At 38.1% G+C, this 22,995-nt stretch carries 19 protein-coding genes; 9 read left to right on the top strand and 10 right to left on the bottom strand.

Going from position 1 to position 22,995, the window contains the following annotated elements:
- Positions 1–65: 65 nt before the first annotated feature.
- Complete coding sequence (locus AXA65_RS16555) at positions 66–1,754, bottom strand: ABC transporter ATP-binding protein (protein WP_063971169.1); 1,689 nt, start codon at positions 1,752–1,754, stop codon at positions 66–68.
- A gap of 174 nt (positions 1,755–1,928) precedes the next feature.
- Here AXA65_RS16555 and mqo point away from each other — a divergent pair, with 174 nt between their 5' ends.
- Genes mqo through AXA65_RS16540 form a run of 3 tightly spaced genes read left to right on the top strand, consistent with a single transcriptional unit; the run spans position 1,929 to position 4,282 of the window.
- Entirely contained in the window at positions 1,929–3,410 is a 1,482-nt protein-coding gene (gene mqo / locus AXA65_RS16550; RefSeq protein ID WP_063971168.1) for a malate dehydrogenase (quinone), read from the top strand.
- Complete coding sequence (locus AXA65_RS16545; protein WP_063971167.1) at positions 3,410–3,886, top strand: GNAT family N-acetyltransferase; 477 nt, start codon at positions 3,410–3,412, stop codon at positions 3,884–3,886. The genes mqo and AXA65_RS16545 overlap by 1 nt, the downstream gene beginning before the upstream one ends.
- Positions 3,887–4,282, top strand: a complete 396-nt coding sequence (locus AXA65_RS16540) for a hypothetical protein (RefSeq protein WP_063971166.1) — start codon at positions 3,887–3,889, stop codon at positions 4,280–4,282.
- A gap of 39 nt (positions 4,283–4,321) precedes the next feature.
- Here AXA65_RS16540 and AXA65_RS16535 read toward each other — a convergent pair whose 3' ends face one another.
- Genes AXA65_RS16535 through dapA form a run of 3 tightly spaced genes read right to left on the bottom strand, consistent with a single transcriptional unit; the run spans position 4,322 to position 7,255 of the window.
- The gene (locus tag AXA65_RS16535; RefSeq protein ID WP_063971165.1) at positions 4,322–5,389 is read right to left on the bottom strand and encodes a M48 family metallopeptidase; all 1,068 of its coding nucleotides are present in this window, start codon (positions 5,387–5,389) and stop codon (positions 4,322–4,324) included.
- Positions 5,390–6,352, bottom strand: coding sequence for a YjgN family protein (locus AXA65_RS16530; protein ID WP_063971164.1), 963 nt, complete (start codon positions 6,350–6,352; stop codon positions 5,390–5,392).
- Between the two features lie 30 nt (positions 6,353–6,382).
- On the bottom strand, positions 6,383–7,255 hold the full coding sequence (dapA, locus tag AXA65_RS16525; protein ID WP_063971163.1) for a 4-hydroxy-tetrahydrodipicolinate synthase: 873 nt from the start codon (positions 7,253–7,255) through the stop codon (positions 6,383–6,385).
- A gap of 172 nt (positions 7,256–7,427) precedes the next feature.
- Between dapA and AXA65_RS16520 the strand changes: the two genes are divergently transcribed.
- From AXA65_RS16520 to AXA65_RS16500, 5 genes are read left to right on the top strand one after another with little or no spacing between them, the layout of a single operon-like run.
- Entirely contained in the window at positions 7,428–8,189 is a 762-nt protein-coding gene (locus AXA65_RS16520; RefSeq protein ID WP_063971162.1) for a 5'-nucleotidase C-terminal domain-containing protein, read from the top strand.
- Positions 8,189–9,139 carry a bifunctional metallophosphatase/5'-nucleotidase gene (locus tag AXA65_RS16515; RefSeq protein WP_063971161.1) on the top strand — a complete coding sequence of 317 codons (951 nt, stop codon included), beginning with the start codon at positions 8,189–8,191 and terminating at the stop codon, positions 9,137–9,139. The genes AXA65_RS16520 and AXA65_RS16515 overlap by 1 nt, the downstream gene beginning before the upstream one ends.
- 1 nt (position 9,140) lies before the next feature.
- Entirely contained in the window at positions 9,141–11,387 is a 2,247-nt protein-coding gene (locus AXA65_RS16510) for a T9SS type A sorting domain-containing protein (protein WP_063971160.1), read from the top strand.
- A 49-nt stretch (positions 11,388–11,436) separates the two neighbouring features.
- The gene (gene recO, locus AXA65_RS16505; RefSeq protein WP_086048241.1) at positions 11,437–12,114 is read left to right on the top strand and encodes a DNA repair protein RecO; all 678 of its coding nucleotides are present in this window, start codon (positions 11,437–11,439) and stop codon (positions 12,112–12,114) included.
- 56 nt (positions 12,115–12,170) lie between these two features.
- The gene (locus AXA65_RS16500; protein WP_086048240.1) at positions 12,171–12,665 is read left to right on the top strand and encodes a GNAT family N-acetyltransferase; all 495 of its coding nucleotides are present in this window, start codon (positions 12,171–12,173) and stop codon (positions 12,663–12,665) included.
- Between the two features lie 762 nt (positions 12,666–13,427).
- On the opposite strand, the gene recG is transcribed toward AXA65_RS16500, so the two are convergent.
- The 5 genes from recG to AXA65_RS16475 form a co-directional block, all read right to left on the bottom strand.
- On the bottom strand, positions 13,428–15,515 hold the full coding sequence (gene recG / locus AXA65_RS16495) for an ATP-dependent DNA helicase RecG (protein ID WP_063971158.1): 2,088 nt from the start codon (positions 15,513–15,515) through the stop codon (positions 13,428–13,430).
- A 115-nt stretch (positions 15,516–15,630) separates the two neighbouring features.
- Positions 15,631–16,167: a thioredoxin family protein gene (locus AXA65_RS16490; RefSeq protein WP_063971157.1), complete on the bottom strand. Its 537-nt coding sequence runs from the start codon at positions 16,165–16,167 to the stop codon at positions 15,631–15,633.
- 38 nt (positions 16,168–16,205) lie between these two features.
- Positions 16,206–17,717 (bottom strand): peptide MFS transporter, encoded by a 1,512-nt coding sequence (locus tag AXA65_RS16485; RefSeq protein ID WP_063971156.1) that lies wholly within the window; start codon positions 17,715–17,717, stop codon positions 16,206–16,208.
- A 52-nt stretch (positions 17,718–17,769) separates the two neighbouring features.
- Positions 17,770–18,765, bottom strand: coding sequence for a YhcG family protein (locus AXA65_RS16480; protein ID WP_063971155.1), 996 nt, complete (start codon positions 18,763–18,765; stop codon positions 17,770–17,772).
- A 61-nt stretch (positions 18,766–18,826) separates the two neighbouring features.
- Entirely contained in the window at positions 18,827–20,545 is a 1,719-nt protein-coding gene (locus tag AXA65_RS16475; RefSeq protein ID WP_063971154.1) for a peptide MFS transporter, read from the bottom strand.
- 108 nt (positions 20,546–20,653) lie between these two features.
- Between AXA65_RS16475 and AXA65_RS16470 the strand changes: the two genes are divergently transcribed.
- Positions 20,654–21,136: a GNAT family N-acetyltransferase gene (locus AXA65_RS16470; RefSeq protein WP_063971153.1), complete on the top strand. Its 483-nt coding sequence runs from the start codon at positions 20,654–20,656 to the stop codon at positions 21,134–21,136.
- Between the two features lie 163 nt (positions 21,137–21,299).
- Here AXA65_RS16470 and AXA65_RS16465 read toward each other — a convergent pair whose 3' ends face one another.
- Entirely contained in the window at positions 21,300–22,973 is a 1,674-nt protein-coding gene (locus tag AXA65_RS16465; protein ID WP_063971152.1) for a peptide MFS transporter, read from the bottom strand.
- Positions 22,974–22,995: the final 22 nt, after the last annotated feature.

Here is a 22,995-nt window from a genome sequence, read left to right as displayed (position 1 = left end):
AAAACCTTTAAATTGAGCGAATTTCTTAAAATTTTGATAATATCATTAACGATTTAGCGGTAAAATCAGTTCAAATATAAGATATCATCAGCTCGCTTTGCGCTTGATTCTCTATGAGTTATGATAATGGATGTCGTTGTTTTAAGGTCTTTATCGATGTTTTGAAGAATATTCTCTTCGGTCTCCGTATCCAAGGCAGATAGGCAATCATCGAAGATCAAGATATTCGGTTGTTTTATCATGGCCCTGGCGATGCAAATCCTCTGTTTCTGCCCACCAGACAGCATTACGCCCCGTTCGCCCACCATTGTTTCGTACTGTTCTTTGAACTCTTCTATGTTTTTGTGAACGTCTGCTTTTTTCGCCATTTCTACCACCAAGCTGCGGTTTGGCTTGTCAATCGCAAAGCCGATATTGTTCTCGATAGTATCGGAGAAAAGATAACTTTCCTGCGGTGTGTAGCCCAATTGGTCACGGTAAAGTTTCAAATTGTGGGTTTTCAGATTTTTTCCGTCGATGAGAATTTCGCCTTCGTCTGGATCGATCAATCTGCAGATCAGTTGCGCGATGGTAGATTTACCGCTTCCGGTTTTCCCCATGATCGCAAGGGATTTTCCGGCGTCAACTTTGAAGCTAAGGTTATCAACAGCTTTGATTCCTGTATTTGGATAAGTATAACTTACATTTCGGAATTCAATTTCGCCGTTTATGGGATAGTTTTCTGAATTTGTATTGATGATATCAGATTTTACATTCATAAATTCGTTCACACGCTGCATACTCGCTTCTGCTCTTTGATTGACGGAAGTGACCCAACCTAGCATCGAGAAAGGGAAGATCAGCATGTTGATGTACATGAAAAAGTCGGCAATGGTTCCTACACTCATTTCGCCGGCAATATATTTCTGCCCGCCGATGTAGAGAATAGCGACATTCAAAAGTCCGACAACGAAAAGAATGATTGTGAAGAAGTAAGCCTCAGTTCTTGCAAGGTCAAGTGCTTTGTCCTGATAATCTTTGACTTTGATGCCGTAGTTTTTCTCGATATACCTTTCTTTACTAAAGAACTTTACAACGCGGATTCCCGAGAAACTATCTTGTACAAAAGTTGAAATCCCTGATTGACTCTTTTGCATCACCTTCGATTTCTTGTTGATGATGTCACTCACTTTATAAATTCCGAAAGAGAGAATCGGCAGTGGAACCAAAGTCCAAAGCGTCATCTGAACATCGGTCATGAACATATAAATACTCGTGATGATCAATAGGATAATGAGATTCACAACGTACATCACGCCAGGACCAAGGTACATTCTGATGGCGACCACATCCTCGCTCAATCGGTTCATTAAGTCGCCAATGGTCGTTTTTTTATAATCGGTGACAGATAATTCCTGATAGTGTGTGTAGATCTTGTTTTTCAGTTCGTACTCGATTCTTCTAGATGCTACGATGATGGTCTGTCGCATCATAAAGGTGAAAAATCCGGAGAGCAATGAACAAACGATCAAAATTCCTGAATTGATGAAAATGATCCTAAAATAAGCCCAGTTGTTTTGGACGTTCTCTATAAGTCCTGCTTCGTCAGATAATTTGATTGTTGAGTAATTTTTCTCAATGATATTGATGGTTTGTCCGATATATTGGATCTTGTATATCGCAAAGAAATTACTGAGAATAATGAATAAAAATCCCCAAAATAATAGCACGCGATGTTTCCAGAAATATGGATTAAGTGTTTTTAAAGCTTTCATTCTTTTTGCTTTGATTTTCCAAAAGCGATGCAAAATTAATGATTTAAAATTTCAGAAAAGATTTTAAAGCCTTATTTGAGATTTCTTAACAAATGGTAAGTCAATTTATCATTCATAAAGGGCGTGAAAAATAACAAGATTCAGTATTTTTGTATTCGAAAAATTTAATTAAAAATGAATCCGAAACCTAAATACGATGTTGTACTGGTCGGTGGTGGGATCATGAGTGCAACATTGGCAACGATGCTCCACGAGTTTGATCCAACATTGGAAATTGCAATCTTCGAAAGACTGGAAAAAGTAGCCAAGGAAAGTTCGTCTGCATGGAACAACGCAGGAACAGGACATTCCGCTTTTTGTGAACTAAATTATACACCGGAAAAAGACGGTAAGATCGATATCAAAAAGGCAGAATATATTGCTGAACAATTCGAAGTTTCCAAGCAATTCTGGTCTTACCTGATCAACAAAGGAATCATTGATAATCCAAAAGAATTCATCAATTCTTGTCCACACATGAGTTTCGTTTTTGGAGAGAAGGATGTCAATTATCTTAAAAAAAGACATGATGCACTTCTAAAATCACCACTATTCCAAGGAATGGAATTTTCCGATGACCATGAGAAACTGACAGAATGGATCCCATTAATGATGCAAAAAAGAATGGCTTCCGATCAATTGGCTGCAACCAAAATGGATCTGGGAACTGATGTGGACTTTGGAAAGTTAACGGTTAAATTGATAGAACATCTGGACAAGACCGAGTCAGTAGAAGTTTTCACCTACCACGAAGTTAAAGACATCGATGCAGACGGAAAAGGAAGCTGGAATTTGAAAGTGAACGACAGAAAAAACCTTCACAAACAAACCGTGAATGCAGATTTCGTTTTCATTGGTGCTGGCGGTTATGCCTTGCCACTTTTGGACAGTTCTGGGATTGAAGAAAGTAAAGGCTACGGTGGATTCCCGATCAGTGGACAATGGCTGGTCAGCAGAAATCCTGAATTGGTAGAAAAACACCAGGCGAAAGTTTACACGCAAGCTACAGTAGGCGCACCACCAATGTCTGTCCCTCACTTGGATCTTAGAATTATTGATGGAGAAAAAGCATTATTGTTTGGCCCTTTCGCGGGATTCTCGACCAAGTTTTTGAGAGAGGGCAGTTATCTTGATCTTCCAGAAAGTGTGAACTTCAAAAATATAAGATCTTTATTCGGTGTTTGGTGGCACAACATGCCTTTGACCAGATATCTGATCCAACAGGTGACGATGAACAAATCTCAAAGAATGTCGCATTTAAGAGACTTTGTGACCGATGCTCAGGAAAAAGATTGGGAATTGATGCAAGCCGGACAAAGAGTTCAGATCATCAAAAAAGACCGTTTCGAAGGTGGAAGATTAGAATTTGGAACTGAAGTGGTCGTGAACAAAGACAAAAACATCGCTTCACTTTTAGGCGCTTCTCCTGGTGCAAGTACCTCTGCATTTGCAATGATCATGGTTTTGGAAAATTGCTTTGCCGATAAACTGAAAACCGATTGGAAAGATAAATTGGTAGAAATGGTTCCGAGCTACGGTAAAAAACTGGCAGAATATCCTGAATTGATCAACGAAATAAGAGATTATTCTAAGGAGAAATTAGAACTGGAATATTAATGACCACTTTAGCTTTTTATAAACCCGAGGACTTTATCGATCTTACGAATTACACGTTGGACGATGAACAAAGCCAATTCACGGCAATGCCGAAAGCAACTTTGGAAATTATAAAAGAGAAAAATACAGGAGACAAATTTCCAGTTAGTATTTTTTTTAATGACAAAGCGGTTGGATTCTTCGTCCTCGATTTCGGAGAAGATAAATTTGATTTGACAGAAAATGTAAACTCTACTTTGCTCAGGTCGTTATCTATTAATCTTGAGTATCAAGGTAAAGGAGTTGGAAAAACAGCAATGGTCATCGTTTCTGATTTTATCAAAGAGAATTTTCCACCTTGTACAGAAATTGTCTTGGCTGTCAACTTCAATAATAAAAGTGCTTACAATCTGTATCTGAAATGTGGTTTCTTGGACGAAGGTAAAACTAGGGAAATGAGTAAAGGATCTCAACATCTTTTATCAAAGAGAATTTAAATGAGCGAAACAATTGTAAAACCAAAGATCGATGAAGAGATCCTTCGCCAACTTCAATCGGAGACGATAGAGGAAAAGCAGGTGATCTTGCATTGCTGCTACAAATCTCAGTTTTTTTTGGAAGAGAAGATCAGGATATGGTCATCCACTTATTTGATAGACAGGAATTCTGACCATATTTCCAAACTTATCCACTTCGAGAACATCAGTTTGTTCCCAACCTGGACAGATGTTCCGCATGGGAAAGAATATTGGTTTACACTCGTATTTGCAGGATTGCCAAAAGATTGTAAAAGTTTCGATTTTATAGAATTGATTCCTCAGAACAATGGTTTTTTTGAAGAAGGTATTGCGAGAAATGGGTCGGATGTTTATAAGATCAGATTAGATATGTAAAGTAAAAGGTTCAGAAATTTCTGAACCTTCTTTATTTTATTAAGGATTTTCTTTTAGTCTTTTAAAAGCATTTTCCAATTCCGAATTTTTTTCAAACTTGTATTCTTTTTTGTCTAAAAGCGATTTTGAAAACTTGATCCTATCATCTGTCAAAGGATGGCTAGATAAGAGTTCGGGAATTTCTCCGTCATGACTTGTCTTGAGCGTTTTGAAGAGTTGATACATTCCATCAGGGTCGATTTTATTCTTTTTCAAAATTTCATAAGATCCAAGGTCGGAAGATGATTCAAATGCTCTGGAGAACGAAAGGTTATTCAGCTGGTTCGCATTGTCGGCGAGACTTGTCATAACGCCATTCACATCGCCGACTACGACCGAAACTACAAGATAACCAGCGAGACTTCTTGCCAAGGTTTTTGTGCTGTGTCTTTCCTTGACGTGTGTTGCCTCATGCCCCAAAAGTGCGGCCAGTTCTTCGTAATTCTCAATTTTAGAAAGAAGACCTGTGTAAACTACAATAGTTCCATTGGGTAAAGCCAAAGCATTGATCTCCTTATCATCGATAACTTTGAAGTTAAGTTTCCGATGGGTTCCAAAATCAATGTGATCCGCAAAGTTTTGAAGTTTGGCAGAACGTTTTTCATCAATATTAGAAAATGATCTGATCTGCTGAAAACTTCTGTCACCAATTTCTTCATCAAAACTTAGCGGCATCAGATCCGTTACTTTTTCACCGATCCAAGGAATGATGAAAATGTAAAAACAGGCAATCAAAGTAAACGTCGCAACTGTGGCTGTAAGGTAAAATTTCGGGCCAAGGTCGAGAAGTGTATGATACCAAGAGATATTTCTGGATTGTTTTGCAGATTGGTAAATGGTATTTGCAACTTCAGCATTATCAATTTTTAGACTTTCCGAAAGATTGTCCTTTCTGGTGATAATCAGATGATCTCCAATTTTTTCAAACTTGATATCCTGAAATTTCCAGACTGATCTTTTGTTCTCGAAATAATAAGAAATCTGCTCACCAAGAAAAACTTCCAGATCCAAAAGATAGGGTCTGGAAGTTTTGCCATCAAAATATTTTGCTGGTGTAGAAAGTTTCATTTAGATGATTCCGGAAAGGTCCATCGCGTCCAAAGCTTCATCGCCAAAGGCATTTTTGTACTCGGCTTCCGTTTGTTTCAAAGCGTCAAGGTCGATATTTCCGACAATTTCTATATTGCTGAAAAGTTTGGTCAAAGTTCTCACTTCCACGAATGCATAACCAATTCCTAAGGTGAAAATGATGATCAACATATTGATGATTGTCAATTCAAAGATGTCGCCAGGCGTCAACTTGGATTGGAATCTCACTTTTTCATTACCGTTGTTAAGTGTCAAATGATCCAAATAGAATCTCAGAATGTCCCTTTGGAACCAAAAGCTGTAGATGCCCAATGTGATGTAAGTCAGGAATATGCCTTTCAAATTAAGGAAAAAATATTCTGAACCTTTGGCGTTGTACTTGAATTCTGCATTCCCAAATTTGATATTACTCAAGGTGTAATTTCTAAGGTCGATTGTCATCCAAAAACCATAAAGACCTAAAGTGACAATGGACAGGAGCAGATCCTTAAAATAGATCTTTACCAATGTTCCTCTGTCACCTCTGTATCCAAATCTCACACCTCGCCAAGATGTGCGCGACATTCTGTATTTATAAAAACCATGGATCGCAAATGGAATGATACCGATTAGCAATGCATAAAAGACAATGATGAATATGACCATTAACACAGAATTCTGTGTTTTTGCGGCAATAAATATTCCGGCGTATAATGCTACAAAAGTTCCGAATACTTTGATGAAACCAACGAACATTTCCTTCCCTGTTCCTGTAAATTGGAAATTATCGCCTTCCAAGTTGGTGTGGGAATATAGGTATTTCAAAGTCCTTTCTTTTGCCCAAGGATAGTAAAGTCCAAGTGTGATGACCGTCAAAAGCCAATTGACAACCACGACCCCAAAGTAATCTCCTCCTTTTCCCTGAAAAGAAAAGGCATAGCGCTTCATGTTCTTAGTTTCCATATGTATTTTTAGGTTATTAGTTTTTGTAAATTAGATTTTCTCCATTTCTTGTCTGATCTTTTCCTGCAAACCTTCAGAGGCTGCGACAAGAGGTAGTCTTAGATAATTTTTGATGATCCCTTTCTCGGCAAGAATAGTTTTTACACCACACGGATTACCTTCAGCAAATATCAATCTTGTGATTTCCACTAATGAATTGTGGATCTTGTAAGCTTCGTCAACTTCACGGCTAAGCGCAAACTTTACCATTGTAGAAAATTCTTTTGGATAAGCCTGACCAATTACGGAAATTACGCCGTCACCTCCAGCTAAAGTTACTGGCAAAGTATATTCGTCGTCGCCAGACATTAGAGAGAAGTTATCCGGTTTTTGTCTAAGGATGTCGAAGTATTGTAAAATGTTTGGTGCTGCTTCTTTTACCATGAAAAGGTTTGGGAACTCATTTGCCAAACGCAAAGTTGTAGAAGCTTCTACATTTTGTCCCGTTCTTCCAGGAACATTGTAGATGATGATCTTGGCTCCAGTTTCTGCCAAAGCTTTGTAGTGCTGATAAAGTCCTTCCTGATTTGGTTTGTTATAATAAGGAGAAACAGACAACACCGCATCGAAGTCCGAAAGATCGGTATCCAGGATCTGTTGTTTTACTTCCGCTGTATTGTTTCCACCGATTCCCAAAACCAAAGGCAGTCTGTTGTTGTTGATCTTTGTGATATGCGCAATGACCTTGTCCTTTTCCTCCTTGGAAAGCGTTGCAGCCTCGGCTGTAGTTCCCAAGACAACCAGAAAGTTGGTCCCGTTGTCTATATTATAATCGATTAATTTGGTAAGAGAATCAAAATCTACAGAAAGATCTTCATTGAAAGGTGTTACCAAAGCCACACCTACGCCTTTTAACTGACCCATTTTTATATTAAATTTAATTTTCCCAAATTTAATTTATTTTAAATGAAAGCACAAAGATTATATTGTTCTTTGTTTTCGGATAAAAATGAATCTTTTTTTTGAATGATCTAATTCTGAATTAGTTAGTTTTAAAACGCTAAAATCCTTAGATTTGTATCCATATTTTCCTTCAATGAAAAACAAGTTTTTTGGATTCGGGATCATTGGATTGCTGTTGGTTGGCTGTAAAGCACCACTTAACATTGCAAATATTCATACCGAAAAAAACATCTACATTACCGATCAGCTACCAGAAGATAAAGCGATGGATGCGATCATCCAACCTTACAAACACGAACTGGAAGGTCAAATGAATACCAAGATCTCCCATACCAACGTAGAACTTACAAAGTCCGGAGACAATAGCAATCTCGGAAATCTTCTTGCAGATTACACTTTCCAAGGTGCCGATGAGTGGGCAAAAAAAAATAACATTCCTCCGATAGATGCAGCTGTCATCAATATTGGCGGAATACGAACCATCATCCCGAAAGGTGATATCCTTGCAAAACAGATCTACGAAGTGATGCCTTTTGAGAATGAGATCGTCATTATTAAAATTAATGGAAAAGAGGTAGAAGGCTTGTTCGATTATTATTTGAAGACCAAGAAAAATAATCCAGTGTCACATCTCGTTATTGAGACCGATAACGGAAGTCTTTCTAAAAAATTGATCAACGGAAAAAGTATTGAACCAAACAAAACCTATTACATCGCAACATCCGATTATTTGGCATTGGGCGGAGATAATATGTTCTTTTTCGGAAAAGGCGAAATGATCTCGACAGGTCTTAAGATGCGTGACCTTTTCTTAGAAAAGTTCAAGCAAAATCCTGAGGTTTCTACACCAGATGATGTAAGATTAATTTTCAAGGACAAAAAAGTACAGGAATAATGCAAAGAAAAGAATTCTTAAAATATATAAGTGGAGGAAGTCTTGCTTTGACGCTTGCTCCCAATCTTTTGCTCGCAGAACAATTTGATATTCTGAAAAAAGAGTCGGCTCACAAATTGACAATTTTGCATACCAATGACCAGCACAGCAGGATAGAACCTTTTGATGCGTCTTATACCAAGAATCCCAACCAAGGCGGTTTTGCAAGAAGAGCTTCATTAATTCAAAAAATCAGAAGTGAGGAGAAGAATGTGTTGCTATTGGATTCAGGTGACATTTTCCAAGGAACACCTTACTTCAACTTTTTTGGAGGCGAGCTTGAGTTCAAACTGATGAGCATGATGAAGTATGATGCTTCTACCATGGGAAACCACGATTTTGACAATGGCCTGGAAGGTTTTCTGAAAGTTTTACCAAACGCAAAATTCCCCTTCATCTGCTCCAATTATGATTTTAAAAACACGGTCCTGGATGGCAAGACAGAAGATTACAAGATCTTCGTGAAAGATGGAATAAGAATTGGGATCTTCGCTGTCGGAATAGAACTCAATGGATTAGTTGGAAAGAAAAATTATGCAGAGACGATTTACCATGATCCGATAGAAATAGCACAACATTATGCAGACTTTTTGAGAAAGGATAAAAAATGTGACCTGGTAATCTGCCTTTCACACATTGGCTTTGATTACAAGGATGAACCGGAGAAGATGTCAGACAAGCATTTGGCGGCAAAAACCTCAGGGATCGATTTGATCCTCGGTGGTCACACACATACATTTTTACCGGAACCTCTTACTTTTCAAAATAAGGAACACAAGAATGTGATAGTGAATCAAGTAGGCTGGGCCGGTATTTTATTGGGGAGATTGGATTTTTATTTCGATAAAAATAAAGATGTGAAAAATATTTCGTGGAATAATCAGTTAATAGATGAAAACATAATAGCTTAGGATGAAGAAAATTTTATCACTTTTATTGTTGTATGTAACAGTGCTTTCATACGCTCAAACCACAACCAAATGGAGCGATCTGTTTTCCTATAACAATGTTCTTACTATCAGGGAAGATAATGACAGATTGATCGCGGCCACGGAGAATGGTGTTTTCTACTATTATCCAGGAACTGGGGAGGTCAAAAAATTATCCAAAGCAAATGGCCTCCACGAGGTCAAGATATCGGCATTCGATTACAATGCTGCGACACAGACAGGAATAGTTGGTTACCAGAACGGTAATATGGATGTTATCACGCCCAACGGTATTTTTCTGATTGTGGATATACCGCTTGCAACAGGATATAATGGTACTAAGAAAATCAATCATATTTCTATTAATGGTGATAAAGCTATCGTTTCTGCTGGGTATGGCGTTTCGGTTTTCAATATTGCTAGAAGAGAGTTTGGAGACACGGCTTTCTTTTCAACAGGTGGAGCTTATCTCGCTGCCAATGCTGCAGTTTTAAAAGAAAATACAATATATGTGGCAACCAATTCAGGGATAAAATCTCATGAGATCAATGCCACGTTTCCAGTATACACAACTTGGACAAATCTAGTTTCAGGTTCATTTAAAAAAATCGATGCGTCGGCAAGTATCGCGTTTTCAACAAGTACGCAAGTGAGCTATGGCACAGGATCAACATTTGCACAAGTCCCAAGAACATTTACAGATGTTCAGGATTTGAGAGTTACAGATAGTCAGATCATTGTCACGGACAAAACTCAGGTTTATATTTACAGCACAAATGGAGTACAGCAGAAGAATTTCAATGCTGGCGAAGACATCAATACGGCTTTGGTTTCCAATGGCGCTTTGTTCACGGGAACCAAGTTGTCTGGGATCTACAACGAACAAAAAAATAGTTTGAAACCAGATGGTCCTTACAATAGTGCATCCAATAAAATTTCATTATTAAATGGCCAAATCTGGGTCGCGTCAGGAAATAAAGATGCGGATTCCGGTAAAAACCTAGGTTACTATCATTATGATGGTTCAAAGTGGATCTATCCTCAATATTTCCTCAATAATCCATCCGGCTATAATATTTTAGATGTGGTCCCCGATCCATCTAATCCCACCGAGGTTTATTTCACCAATTTTACATATACTTCTGGAGCGGCACAAGGGGTTTACAAAATGAATAATAATGACTTTGTTAAAAAATATTCTTTTAATCCTAACAGTCAGTTTTATTATAAACCCGTAGGACTTGTTTTTGATGGTCAGAATAATCTTTTCTGCAGTGTTCAGTGTACGGTGCCCTCTTTATCTGGGAATTGTGCAAATTCTAGTTTTTATGTTTTTAATAGATCTAACGATGCATTCGGTTCAACTCCATTTACAACCTTTAATATAGGAGGTGTCCAAAAACCTGTTGCAAAAGATGGGGTCATCTATATTGCGGCGCCTTTCTACAGTGATGGAGGTGCAATGATCTACAATTATAATAATTCTCCTGCCAATAGCTCTGATGATAGCTTCAAAGTTTTAAAGATGAGTAATAACTTGCCGGTAAATGGTACAGTTTCTTTATCGATTGATAATAATGATGACCTTTGGATCGGAAGTAGAGAAGGATTAAGGATATTATCCAACCCAAAATCTGCAGTACTGGAAGATAATCCTCAGACAGACGCCATCATCATAGAGGAAAACGGACTGGCAGAAGAATTGTTCCGTGATGCTAACATTTTACAGATCACAGCAGATACAGGCAATCAAAAATGGGTGTCTGTGGATGGCGGAGGTGTATTCTATCTAAGTCCTAACGGCGACAAGACGATATATCATTTCACAAAATCTAATTCCCCATTGCCAAATGATAGTGTGACAGACATCCAAGTGGATAATAAGACAGGAAAAGTGTATTTCGCAACCATAAATGGAATCGTTGTTTATCAGGGTGATGTGACAGATGTTACCTCTAACTTTGGAGATGTTCTGGTCTATCCAAATCCTGTTGTTTACTCGCAATTCAAAGGAAATGTAAGAATAAGAGGCCTTGCAGCTAAAACCAATATTAGAATCACAGATGCAGCCGGGAATCTCGTACATTCTGCGGTGGCAAATGGCGGTTATTTCGAATGGAATCTCAACAACCAAAGAGGCGTGAGAGTAGCCTCCGGAATCTATTATGTCTTGATGACCAACGAGGACGGAACCGATACGGCCACAGCGAAAATTGCTGTAGTGAATTAAAATAAGTCTAATCTAACTTCTAAAATCTAATTTCTAACATCTATTCTTGATGACACAAGAAGTTTTTTTACTGTCTTATACAAAATATGGAGATCACGATGCTGTTCTCCATTGTTTTTGTAGGGAAAATGGCTTCGAAAGTTTCTTTGCAAAAGGAATCTACGCTCCGAAGAACAAAAAGAAGGCTTTCCTTTTTCCATTAAATGAATTATTGCTTTACACTTCCGATAAGAAAAAAAGCATCCAAAACGTTCAGAAAATCGAGCAGAAAAACATAGATCTTTTCAGTTCGGATATTCGTAAAAATTCTATTTTGTTTTTTATATCGGATTTGCTGAATCAGGTGTTGAGGAATGAAAATCAAAACGTTGGCATCTATTCTGAGATTTCCATTTTCCTGAGTCAACTTCAGATTGATAATTTCCAATCACATTTGATCTTTATTTTCAGACTATTGAAACAACAGGGTTTACAGCCTCTATTCTCAGACAAAACGTTCCTCAATCCCGAAACCGGAAACTTCGAAGATATAGAAATGCATCATTTTTTTGACAAAACGATTTCTGACATATGGAAAGACTTGATCACATCACAAGATCCATACAGTATCAAACTGAGTAGAGCTGAAAAACAGAATTTCCTGGATTCGATATTGGTTTATTTCCATTACCATTTCACTGATTTCCGCGAACCGAGATCGTTAGAAATCATCAAAGAAATTTTCTAACCTGAATTGATTTATTTTTTACATTATACATTATACATTATACATTATACAATTTTATGATTATCAAAGCCACAGAAAACGATATTCCCACAATCCAACACCTTGCAAAAAAATCTTGGAATTCCACTTACGCCCATATTTTAGAGCAAAAGCAAATTGATTATATGTTAGGTTTGATGTATTCTGAATCCACTTTGAAAACCCATTTCAAAAATCCAAACTATCAATATTATTTGATTCAGGAAGATGAGGTTTTCTTAGGATTTATCGGCTTCGAATTTCATAACGAACCAGAAACTACAAAACTTCACCGGATCTATTTTCTGAAGGAAGCGCAAGGGAAAGGACTTGGAAAAAAAGCCTTAGAATTTGTAAAAACTGAAACCGAAAAAGCTGGTGACAAAAGATTGACTTTAACGGTCAATAAAAATAACGACGCCAAAAAATTCTACGAATCACAAGGGTTCAAAGTTTATGACGTAGCCATTTTTGATATTGGAAACAGCTATGTGATGGACGATTATTTGATGGAATTCATCATCGCTAAATAACTTATAAAGCATTTGCCAACTCCGCAGATGCTTTTTTTTGTGATTGATTTTTCCCCGGATTTAATGTTGTAAAATGAATAGACGATGAACAACTTTAAAACTTCAAGATTTTAATTTATCAGAATAAAACTTGGTCGTTTTGTTTAAGTACTGATTTTAAGTTCATTAATGATATAAAAATGATATCCAAAATCGATTAATAAAAGTAAGGTTATGCAGATGTGAATTCTCATTGAAACTTACCTGAATTGATTCTTAAGTATTATTAATAAAGGGATAATGATTCATTAAAGTTTGATGTCAAGTATAATTTTAGATTTGTCGCAGAACGAAATCAAGCAGAATGCCTGAGAGTAAATTTTTCTTCATATACTATTTTTAAATTTTAAGAAGTCTGCTATTCGTAGCAGACTTTTTTTGATGTTTGAAATTATTTGAATTGGTTTTCAGAGGTATAAATTGATTAGGTAGTTGCAAATAACTATTCAGTTGTGGCAACAAACCATTTTGTGAAGGCGCTCAACCGGTCAGTTAAATCAGCCAACCATTCTGTTGAGCCATCCAATCATTCAGTTAAAGCATTCAACCGCTTAGTTGAGGAAATCAGTCACTTCGTGAAGGGAATCAACCATTTAGTTGAGGCAATCAAGTACATTTTGTTTAATATCAGCACTTTACGGCCGTGTCTGAAAACTATTTGCAAATGAATTAACGATTGATGCGGGTCACTATCCAGATGTTGGGAGTACATTCTTAATGGATTTAGCTAATCTGCGACCACTTATTTTTCCCTTTATATTGCTTGATGTAATATTGCTTCATCATCTGATTGTCGGGACGCGTGAGAAGTGCATCTTGTTCCAATATCTTTTCCACAGCCAGTTTTGAAGCTTTGATGATGGCAGAATCTTCTATCAAACTCAACTTTTTAAAATCCACAACACCACTTTGCTGAGTCCCGAGAATATCGCCAGGTCCACGCAATTCCATATCCACTTCCGAGATTTTGAAACCGTCCGTCGTCGCCACCATCGTTTTGATTCTGGTTCGGCTTTCTTTGCTTAGTTTATCGCCCGTCATCAGGATGCAATAACTTTGTTCTGCGCCTCTACCAACGCGTCCACGCAACTGGTGAAGCTGTGACAATCCGAATCGCTCCGAACTTTCAATGACCATTACAGACGCATTCGGAACGTTCACGCCAACTTCAATTACAGTTGTCGCCACCATAATTTGTGCCTGTCCGGAAGCAAAATATTGCATATTCGCATCTTTCTCAGCAGGCTTCATTCTACCGTGAACCATCGTCACATTGTAACTTTTGAAAAAGTTCATTACGCTTTCCAAACCTTCCATTAGATTCTTGTAATCCAAAGTCTCAGATTCCTCGATGAGCGGATAGACGAAATAGATCTGTCGGCCTTTCTCAATCTCTTCCCGGCAGAAATTATAAACCGAAAGTCGGTCTTTTTCCCGTCTGTGAGCGGTGATGATTGGTTTTCTTCCGACCGGCATTTCATCAATCACAGACACATCCAAATCGGAATAAAAACTCATCGCCAAAGTCCGTGGAATCGGCGTTGCAGTCATTACTAGAATATGGGGTGGAATATTATTTTTTGCCCATAGTTTCGCCCGCTGAGCTACACCAAATCTGTGCTGTTCGTCAATAATTGCCAAACCAAGATTCTGGAATTTTACTTTGTCCTCCAAAAGTGCGTGCGTTCCAATCAGTATAGAAAGTTGCCCGTTTTCCAATTCTTCGTGGATGATTTTTCTTTCCGCAGTTTTGGAAGAACCGGTCAAAAGTCGGACGTTGATATTCGTATTTTGTAGTAATTCTTTGATTGAATTAAAATGTTGCTGAGCCAATATTTCCGTCGGCGCCATCAAACAAGATTGGAAACCGTTGTCCATCGCAATCAGCATAGTTAATAACGCCACCATTGTTTTCCCCGAACCAACGTCGCCTTGAAGCAATCGGTTCATTTGGGTCGACCGTTTCATATCGATCCTGATTTCTTTCAGAACGCGTTTTTGAGCATTCGTGAGTTCAAACGGAAGATTATTTTCGTAAAAATTGGTGAAATATTCGCCGACGATTGGAAACGGATTTCCGAAGGACTTTGTTTTTTGATGAAGTTTCTTCAAGCCGTAACCAAGTTGGAAAAAGAAAGCTTCCTCAAACTTCAATCGTCTGTTGGCTTCATCAAATTGTTTTAAATCTTTAGGGAAATGAATGAAATAAAAGGAATTCAGTCTTCCTATCAACTTCATCGATTTCATCAAGTAATCTGGCAGATTTTCCTGAATCAAATTGGGTAGATCTTTCAGAAGATTAAAAATAACGGTTTGAAATAATTTATTCGTAATGCCTCTTTTCGTCAGCTTTTCACTTCCTGGATAAACCGGGAGAAGCGTCCCTTGCAAAGCTTTTTTCTCATCAACCTCGATTTCCGGATGAGGCATCGAGAAGTTTCCATTAAAAAAATTGACTTTTCCAAAAATGAAGATTTCTTGATTGAGTGGAATCGCTTCTTTCATCCAATTCGTATATCGGAACCAGACGAGATCCATCGTTCCGGTCTCGTCGCGGAATTTAGCAGACAATCGTTTCCCTTTCTCGTAAACCACTTCCTGAATGTCCGTGATTTTTCCCTTCAGCTGGATATCTGTTTCTGTATCTTTGGCGATATTTCCAATCTTGTGAATTTTACTTTTATCGATGTATCTGATCGGGTAAAAAGTGAGCAAATCTTCCACAGTCGAAATCCCCAACACGTTTCTGATGAGTTTTGCGCGTTCGGTGCCGATGCCTTTGAGAAATTCTATGGAAGTTTCTAATGCCAAGAAAGGAAAATTTGTTCCGACGAATTTCGGGAAATTTTATGAATTTATAGGAATAGAATGTTTCATCACTTTGCAAAATCTAACATCTAAATTCTAATATCTCACTTCTGAAAAATCATTCCTTGATCTTCGACCTGAATTTCTTCTGATAACCTTCCCATTCCTGTCTGGATTTGATGGTTTTGTATTCGTCGGAGGCAATCATTGTAAAGTATGGTTCCACTTCTTTCGCTTTTAAGAATCCGGAAAGACTTGTGATAGGGTCGGTTTTTTCATCAAGGAAAATCATCGTCGGAATCATATTGATGTTCATATATTTCGAAAACTGATGAAGTGTGGATTTGCCTTTTTTGCCTTTGTATTCGGGGTTTGCGAATTTGTGTCCTAGGAAATTTACAGCTTCGTTGCCATCGCTTTCAAACTTCACAGCATAAAAACTGTCATTGATGATCTTGGCGATTTCGGGATGGTTGTAGGTTTTTTTGTCCATTTCTTTGCACGGCTCGCACCAGTCAGCATAGAAATCAATCAATATTTTTTTAGGGGCCTTTTTCTGAGCTTCCAGCGCTTGGGCAATCGTCATCCATTGGACTTGCGAAAACCCAAAGATTGGAATCAGAAGGAGAATAAGTAAAAATGTATTTTTTTTCATCTGTGTTTGGATTGTTGAAATGGACTTTAGTTAAATCATTATCTCACCTCTTGCATTAGTTTTTTCACGAGTGGGGAAATCAAAATTAGCACAACGCCTGCAATCAGGGCGTATAAACCTAATTGTTTGTATCCATCGGTGTAAGTGATGAGTGCGTCGTAATTGTTGGCGCCAGTTTTTACTTTTGCCATTCCTGCACCAATTTGTCCAGCCACGTATTGTCCGTAAGCGGAAGCCAAAAACCACATTCCCATCATCATTCCCTGTAGTTTTTCTGTAGAAAGCTTCGTCATAATCGATAATCCGATAGGCGAAAGGCACAATTCGCCGAAAGTGATTACTAGCAAGGCAATTGTAAAAATATTAAGAGAAGTGATTCCTTGTAAAGTTGCAAAGAATTTGGTTGCGAAAAGGACGTAATATCCCAAACCAAGAAAGATGAATCCTAAACCAAATTTGATTAATGTATTTGGTTCCAATTTTCTTTTGCTAAGCCAAATCCACAGCAAACCAACGATTGGCGCAAGGAAAATAATGAAGAAAGCACCTCCGGAATTATTCACGCCATTTGGGTCTAATCCTAATAAATCTTTGTTGAGATTGTTTGCAGCAAAAATGCTTAATGAACCTCCAGATTGCTCGTAGATTCCCCAGAAAACGATGGAGAAAATAATGAAAACCAAGGCCGCCCAAAGTTTGTTTCTTTCGGATGACGTCACTTTTGTCATTTCATAAAACAAATAAATCAAGGTCAAAGGTCCGACAGTCCACATAAAATAATCGGTGTATTGTGGGACGGAGACCATTATCATAATTAATGGAACAAAAATCAATGATAAAATATAGACGCTGTACTCATTCCATTTTGCTAAAGGTGAGAAAGTGCCGTCGGAGTTCAATTTTTGAGGTTGAAGTCCGATGGGACCCAACTGTCTTTGCGTAAAAATGAAATTAATTAAAGAAACCACCATTACAATTGCGGCCAAACCGAAAGCCACATTCCATCTTTTGTGTTCTGGGATTAGGTGTGATAACATTTCGCCTTTTCCAATGGCAATACATAGATAACCGCCTAAAAGCGCTCCCAGATTGATTCCCGCATAGAAAAGCGAAAATCCGGCATCGGTTCTGGAATCTCCGGATCTGTATAATTTCCCCACCATTGTGGAAATATTCGGTTTGAAAAAACCTGTTCCTACGACGGTAAACGAAATCCCGAGGAAGAAATAATCGTGTGGATTGGTTGCTAAAATCAAACTTCCAACAATCATCAGCAATCCACCCCAAAATAGAGATTTCCTAAAGCCTAGAATCTTATCAGCAAATATGCCGCCCACAAATGTAAAAGCATAAACAAAGGCCTGCGTTGCACCGTATTGTAAGTTCGCTTGCTCATCATCGAATTTAAGTTGAGAAATCATAAAGAAAACCAGCATTCCGCGCATTCCGTAGAAGCAGAATCGTTCCCACATTTCGGAGAAAAAGAGTGACCAGATTTGTTTTGGATATTTTCCTTTGAAATCCTGTATTTGTTCGAGAGTTAAGTTCATAGATGATTGATGACAATTGATTTAATTTGTGACCTAGTGTGTCACGCATTTATTATTTTGATTTTTTATCTTCTTGTTCGAGCTCAAAACGAATTCTATCTTGGTCGATGATTTGTTTAAGCTCTTCCTCCTTCGGAAGATAGAGCAGATATTTGCTTGCGAACAGATTGTTTTTATCATTAAGGACAGAATATTTTACTATGGTTTCATCCTTTTCTGAGCAAAGTAAAATTCCGATTGTAGGATTATCGCCTTCGTTTCGTTTCAAATCATCGTACATTCTGACGTACATATCTATTTGACCAATGTCCTGATGAGAAAGCTCGCCAGTTTTTAAATCAATAATGACGAAACATTTTAGAATGTAGTTGTAGAAAACCAAATCGATGTAGAAATCTGATGTGTCTGTGGCAATATGAAGTTGTCTCGCTACGAAAGCAAAACCTTTCCCAAACTCCAGCAAGAATTTCTGAATATGGTCGATGATTGCAGTTTCGATTTCTTGTTCTGATATTTTTTCATCAGTTTTCAAACCCAAAAATTCAAAAATATACGGGTCTTTTAAAACACTGTTAATATTTTCAACGGGAGATTTTTTATGCTGAATAACTCTTTCATAGGCAAGGGAATTGATTTGTCTCTTTAGGTCGCGAACATTCCAATTATTTTGGACTGCTTCTTCAAGATAGTATTCCCTTTTTTCTTTATTTTCTTGAGTTGACAGCAATCTGTAATGTGACCAACTCAATTGTTGAGACAATGTGTCAACAATTGGAAAAGCTTGATAAAACTTCCTCATATTAGATAGATTCGTATAATCAAAACCTTTCCCAAACTCTAAAGTCAATTTTTTTGAAAGATTTTTCAAGACAAATTTTCCATAAGTTGCACGTCCCTTTCCTTGCTGCTCATCTTCAACGATAATTTGTCCAATCTGCCAATAAGAAAGCAATAGCGTAGAATTCGCAAGTCGAAAAACACGTTCGCGCGATTGGTTTATAATTTCTTTTACGGAAAGAAACAAAGAATCTTCTGAGATTTCCATCATACGAATTTAACAAAAAACCACCGAATATTCGGTGGTTTTATAATTTTATGTTGGTCGGATTTTAACTCAGTCCGTGCATCATTTTCTTTAATCTCGGAGATAGGATTGCCAAAATCACAGAAGCAATTCCACAAAGTACTACGAATACCATAAAGAACTCAAACAAGTTATGGATCTCAACGCCTGCGAAAGTAGTGTTGGCGATTGGTAATTGCTCTTTTTCGAACAAAGCGACCTGCTCAGGTGTCAAGGTTACTTTTTTGTCTAAAACGTCTTGAAGATTAACACCTAGTTTTTCTGCTTTTACAAATTTGTCTCCTGTTGCTGGGATGATTGCTCCCAATGAACCTGCTAATGCATAACCAGCGGCATTAGAGATAAAGAAAACCCCATATAATAAAGATGCAAATCTCTTTGGCGCCAATTTTCCTACCAAAGATAAGCCGATTGGTGATAAACAAAGTTCACCCATTGTCTGGATCAGATATAGTAACATTAGCCATTTGATAGCCAATAGTCCGGTGTTGCCAAGGTCTTTTACGTTGTAAGCGATGATGAAATAGGATAAAGCAATCAATGCCAAACCAATCGCCTGCTTCATTGGCGAAACGGGCTCTTTTCCTTGTGCTCTCAATTTATCCCAAAGCAAACTGAATGGTAAAGCCAAAGCCACAACAAACATTCCGTTGAAGATTTGAACCATAGATGGCGGCATATTCCAGCCAAAGATATCTCTGTCGGTTTGGTTGTCAGCAATGAAGGTCAATGATGAACCAGCCTGCTCAAAAGCTGCCCAGAAGAATATGATAAAGAATGATACGATATAGATTACCCAGATTCTTTGTCTCTCTACTTTATTTTCGGCAGAGCTCATGATCAAGAATGCCAATGAAATCCCGGCTGCGTAGATGAATGGATAGATAATTCCTTTGATCAATTGTCCCATTCCCACAGAGCTGAAACCAAATTCGCTCACCAAAATATATCTGAAAACAAAGAAAAGCGCTACAAATAACAATGCTGCGATTCCCATATTTTGACCAGAGAATTTAGCCGTTTGTGTTTCGCCTTCTTCAAAATCCTCGCTCGTGTTGTTTTTTGGTAAACCACCAATTGGTCGGCCTTCCGGTGTTACAACATATTTGTTTTTAAGGATAAAGAAAGTGACAGTTCCTACCATCATGGCGATAGAAGCCGCTAAGAATCCCCATTTGAAAGCGAAAATATCTCTCACGCCTCCGGCATCTTTCACATCGCCTAAATAAGGACAGATGAACTGACCCAAAAACGCTCCGATGTTGATTCCCATATAGAAAATCGTAAAAGCAGAATCCAGTTTAGATTTCTCCTGTTTTGGATAAAGACTTCCCACCATCGATGAAATATTCGGTTTGAAGAATCCGTTTCCGAAGATGATCACGAACAGTGCGAACCACATCAATCCTTTCGCACCGCCAAGATTAGTGGAAAATGTCGAGGCACTGAAGAACAAAAGTAATTGTCCAATCGCCATCAAACTACCGCCCACCAAAATGGCATTTCTGTTTCCAATATACTTATCAGCGATGAAACCGCCCAATAGTGGAGTCAAATAACACAATGCTAAAAAGCCACCATAAATAATTGCCGCATCTGCCTCTTTAATAAGGAGAGAATTTACCATAAAGAGCGTCAACAATGCCCTCATTCCGTAAAAATTAAAACGCTCCCACATTTCCGTGCCGAATAATACCCAAAGACCTTTTGGATGCTTTTGTTTAGCTTGTACCGCTGTATCCATATTTTAATTGTTAAATTTTCTTAAAGGTAACAAATATAGTTTTTTTTCATAAACGGGAAAGCTAAATTGCAGCCGATTAACACAATTACACCCGATAATCTTAAAATTATGGAAATCAGAAAATCAAATCCCGAAGATATCAACCAAATAATGAGCTGTATAGACACAGCCAGACAGCTGATGCGAGAAAGCGGAAACTTAATCCAATGGACCAATGGTTATCCTTCCAGGGACTTGATGTTGGAAAGCATTGAGAATGGATTTAATTTTTTGATTTTTGAAGATGATGAGGTTGTTGCGACATTTGATTTCATTATCGGTGCCGACCCAAATTATGCAGTAATTGAAAATGGCGCTTGGCTGAATGACGAAAAATACGGCGTCATCCACAGATTGGCATCCAACGGAAAAGCAAAAGGCGTCGCAAAATTCTGCTTCGAATGGTGTTTCTCCCAATTCCCGAACATTAGAATCGATACGCACGAAACTAATATTCCGATGCAAAAGGTTTTGGAAAAATTAGGCTACGAAAAATGCGGAATCATCTATGTGGCAGATGGAACGCCTAGATTGGCTTTTCAGAAAATATAACTGAATAGTAATTTGGGCAGCTTTTCCGCCTTCCACTCCCGCTATTTTTTGCCATCGCTTTTCCGGCCACAAAAAATGAGCTCCGTTCAAGTCGGGCTGCGATAATTCGATAATTCGAAATGATTTTAGTCTAATGTCTTGAGTCTAGTATCTTGGATTTTATTTAATCCACACCATTTTCCTTCATCACTTTATTTAGAAACTTCAACATAAAAATCCCTAAAACAAAAGCGAAAATCAACAAGGCGAAATTGACAAGGAAGTAATATTCTTTATTTTCATAATTGTACCAAGTGCTGGCAAGGATTCCGGAAAGTTTGTTCCCAACAGAGTTGGCAAGGAAAAAGCCACCCATCATCAAGGCTGTCAATCTTGCTGGTGACAATTTTGAAACCACAGACAATCCCATCGGTGAAAGGCAAAGTTCTCCAATCGTCACAACACCGTAACTGGCAACCAGCCAAAGTGGTGATACTTTTACAGCTCCGTTTTGTCCGGCAAACACAGCGCCTACCATCACAAGGCAGGATAATGCTGTAATGAAAAGGCCTATCATGATTTTGGTAGGCGTCGTTGGTTCTTTTCCACGCTTTCTGAATAATGCCCAGAATCCGACAATCACTGGCGTGAGGACAATTACCCAAAACGGATTCACGGATTGGAAAAGTTCGGTATTGAAAAGGTAAACTTCCTGTTTAGGATTTGTAGCTAATTGAGCACGTTCTTCTGGATTAATGTTTTTAAAATAAACGTCTTTACCAGACACTTTGATGGTCTCGCCAGCTTCATTTTTCTGAGAACGGAATTGGTCATCATAAACGGCGACTTCTTTGTCTTCAAAGGATTTTCCGGTTGTTCCATCCTTTCCATCAAGCATATAAATGCCACGCATTGGTTCAACTAATTTCTCAGGAATACTTCTGTCGGTATAGTAATTTGCCCAACGTGTCAGGGCCGTTCCGTTCTGTTTGAAAATCGCCCAGAAAAACATACACACCAGGAATATCATCAGCAAAGCGCCAATAGACCTTTTCTCGTCCTGATGTGCTTTGAAGTAAAGTGAAACATAGAAATAAATCACAGGGACACAAGCGAAAATAAACGCGTCTGTACTATCACTCCCAAAGATATTGCCTGGAATTACCCAACCAATGGCACCAACAATTAAAGCTGGTAAAAAGACTTTTAATAAAACGTCAGAAATCTTGCTGTCGCCTTCTTTCGCAGCTTTCATTTCGCAAGCGTGACGGATATGCTTCAATCCGAAGCTGAAAATTACCAAACCAATCAACATCCCGACTCCGGCTGCGATGAATGCTTCGCCCCAGCCAAATCTATTTCGCATATAAGCAGCAATAATGTTGCAGATAAACGCCCCAATATTGATTCCCATATAGAAAATATTGTAGCCCGTATCTTTATTTTTTTTATAAGGTTCTTCAGAGTAAAGATTCCCCAAAATCGTAGAAATCGTCGGTTTGAAAAAACCATTTCCAATGATAATTAATCCTAATGAACCGTAAAATAATGGCAATTCTTTGAATATTCCCAAACCAATATAACCAGCTGCCATCAAAACGCCACCAAGATAAATGGATTTGATGTAGCCAAAAAGTCTTTCTGCAAGAAAACCACCGAGAAAAGGTGTCAAATAAGTCAATGCGATGTAAGTTCCGAAAACATCATCAGCCATTTTATCTGGCAATCCAAGTCCGCCTTTGTCGCCGTTCGGTTCAATAACATAAAGGACAAAAATCCCCAAAATCAAATAATAACCAAAACGTTCCCACATTTCTGTGAAAAATAGATAGGGTAGGCCTTTAGGATGTTTTTTCATATAATTTATTTTTCTTGCGTCG

Origin of the sequence: Chryseobacterium sp. FP211-J200, assembly GCF_001643375.1 — a bacterium.
Classification (GTDB): domain Bacteria; phylum Bacteroidota; class Bacteroidia; order Flavobacteriales; family Weeksellaceae; genus Epilithonimonas; species Epilithonimonas ginsengisoli.
The sequence above is the reverse complement of the archived record's forward strand: the minus strand, read 5'-3'. Positions and strand labels throughout refer to the sequence as shown.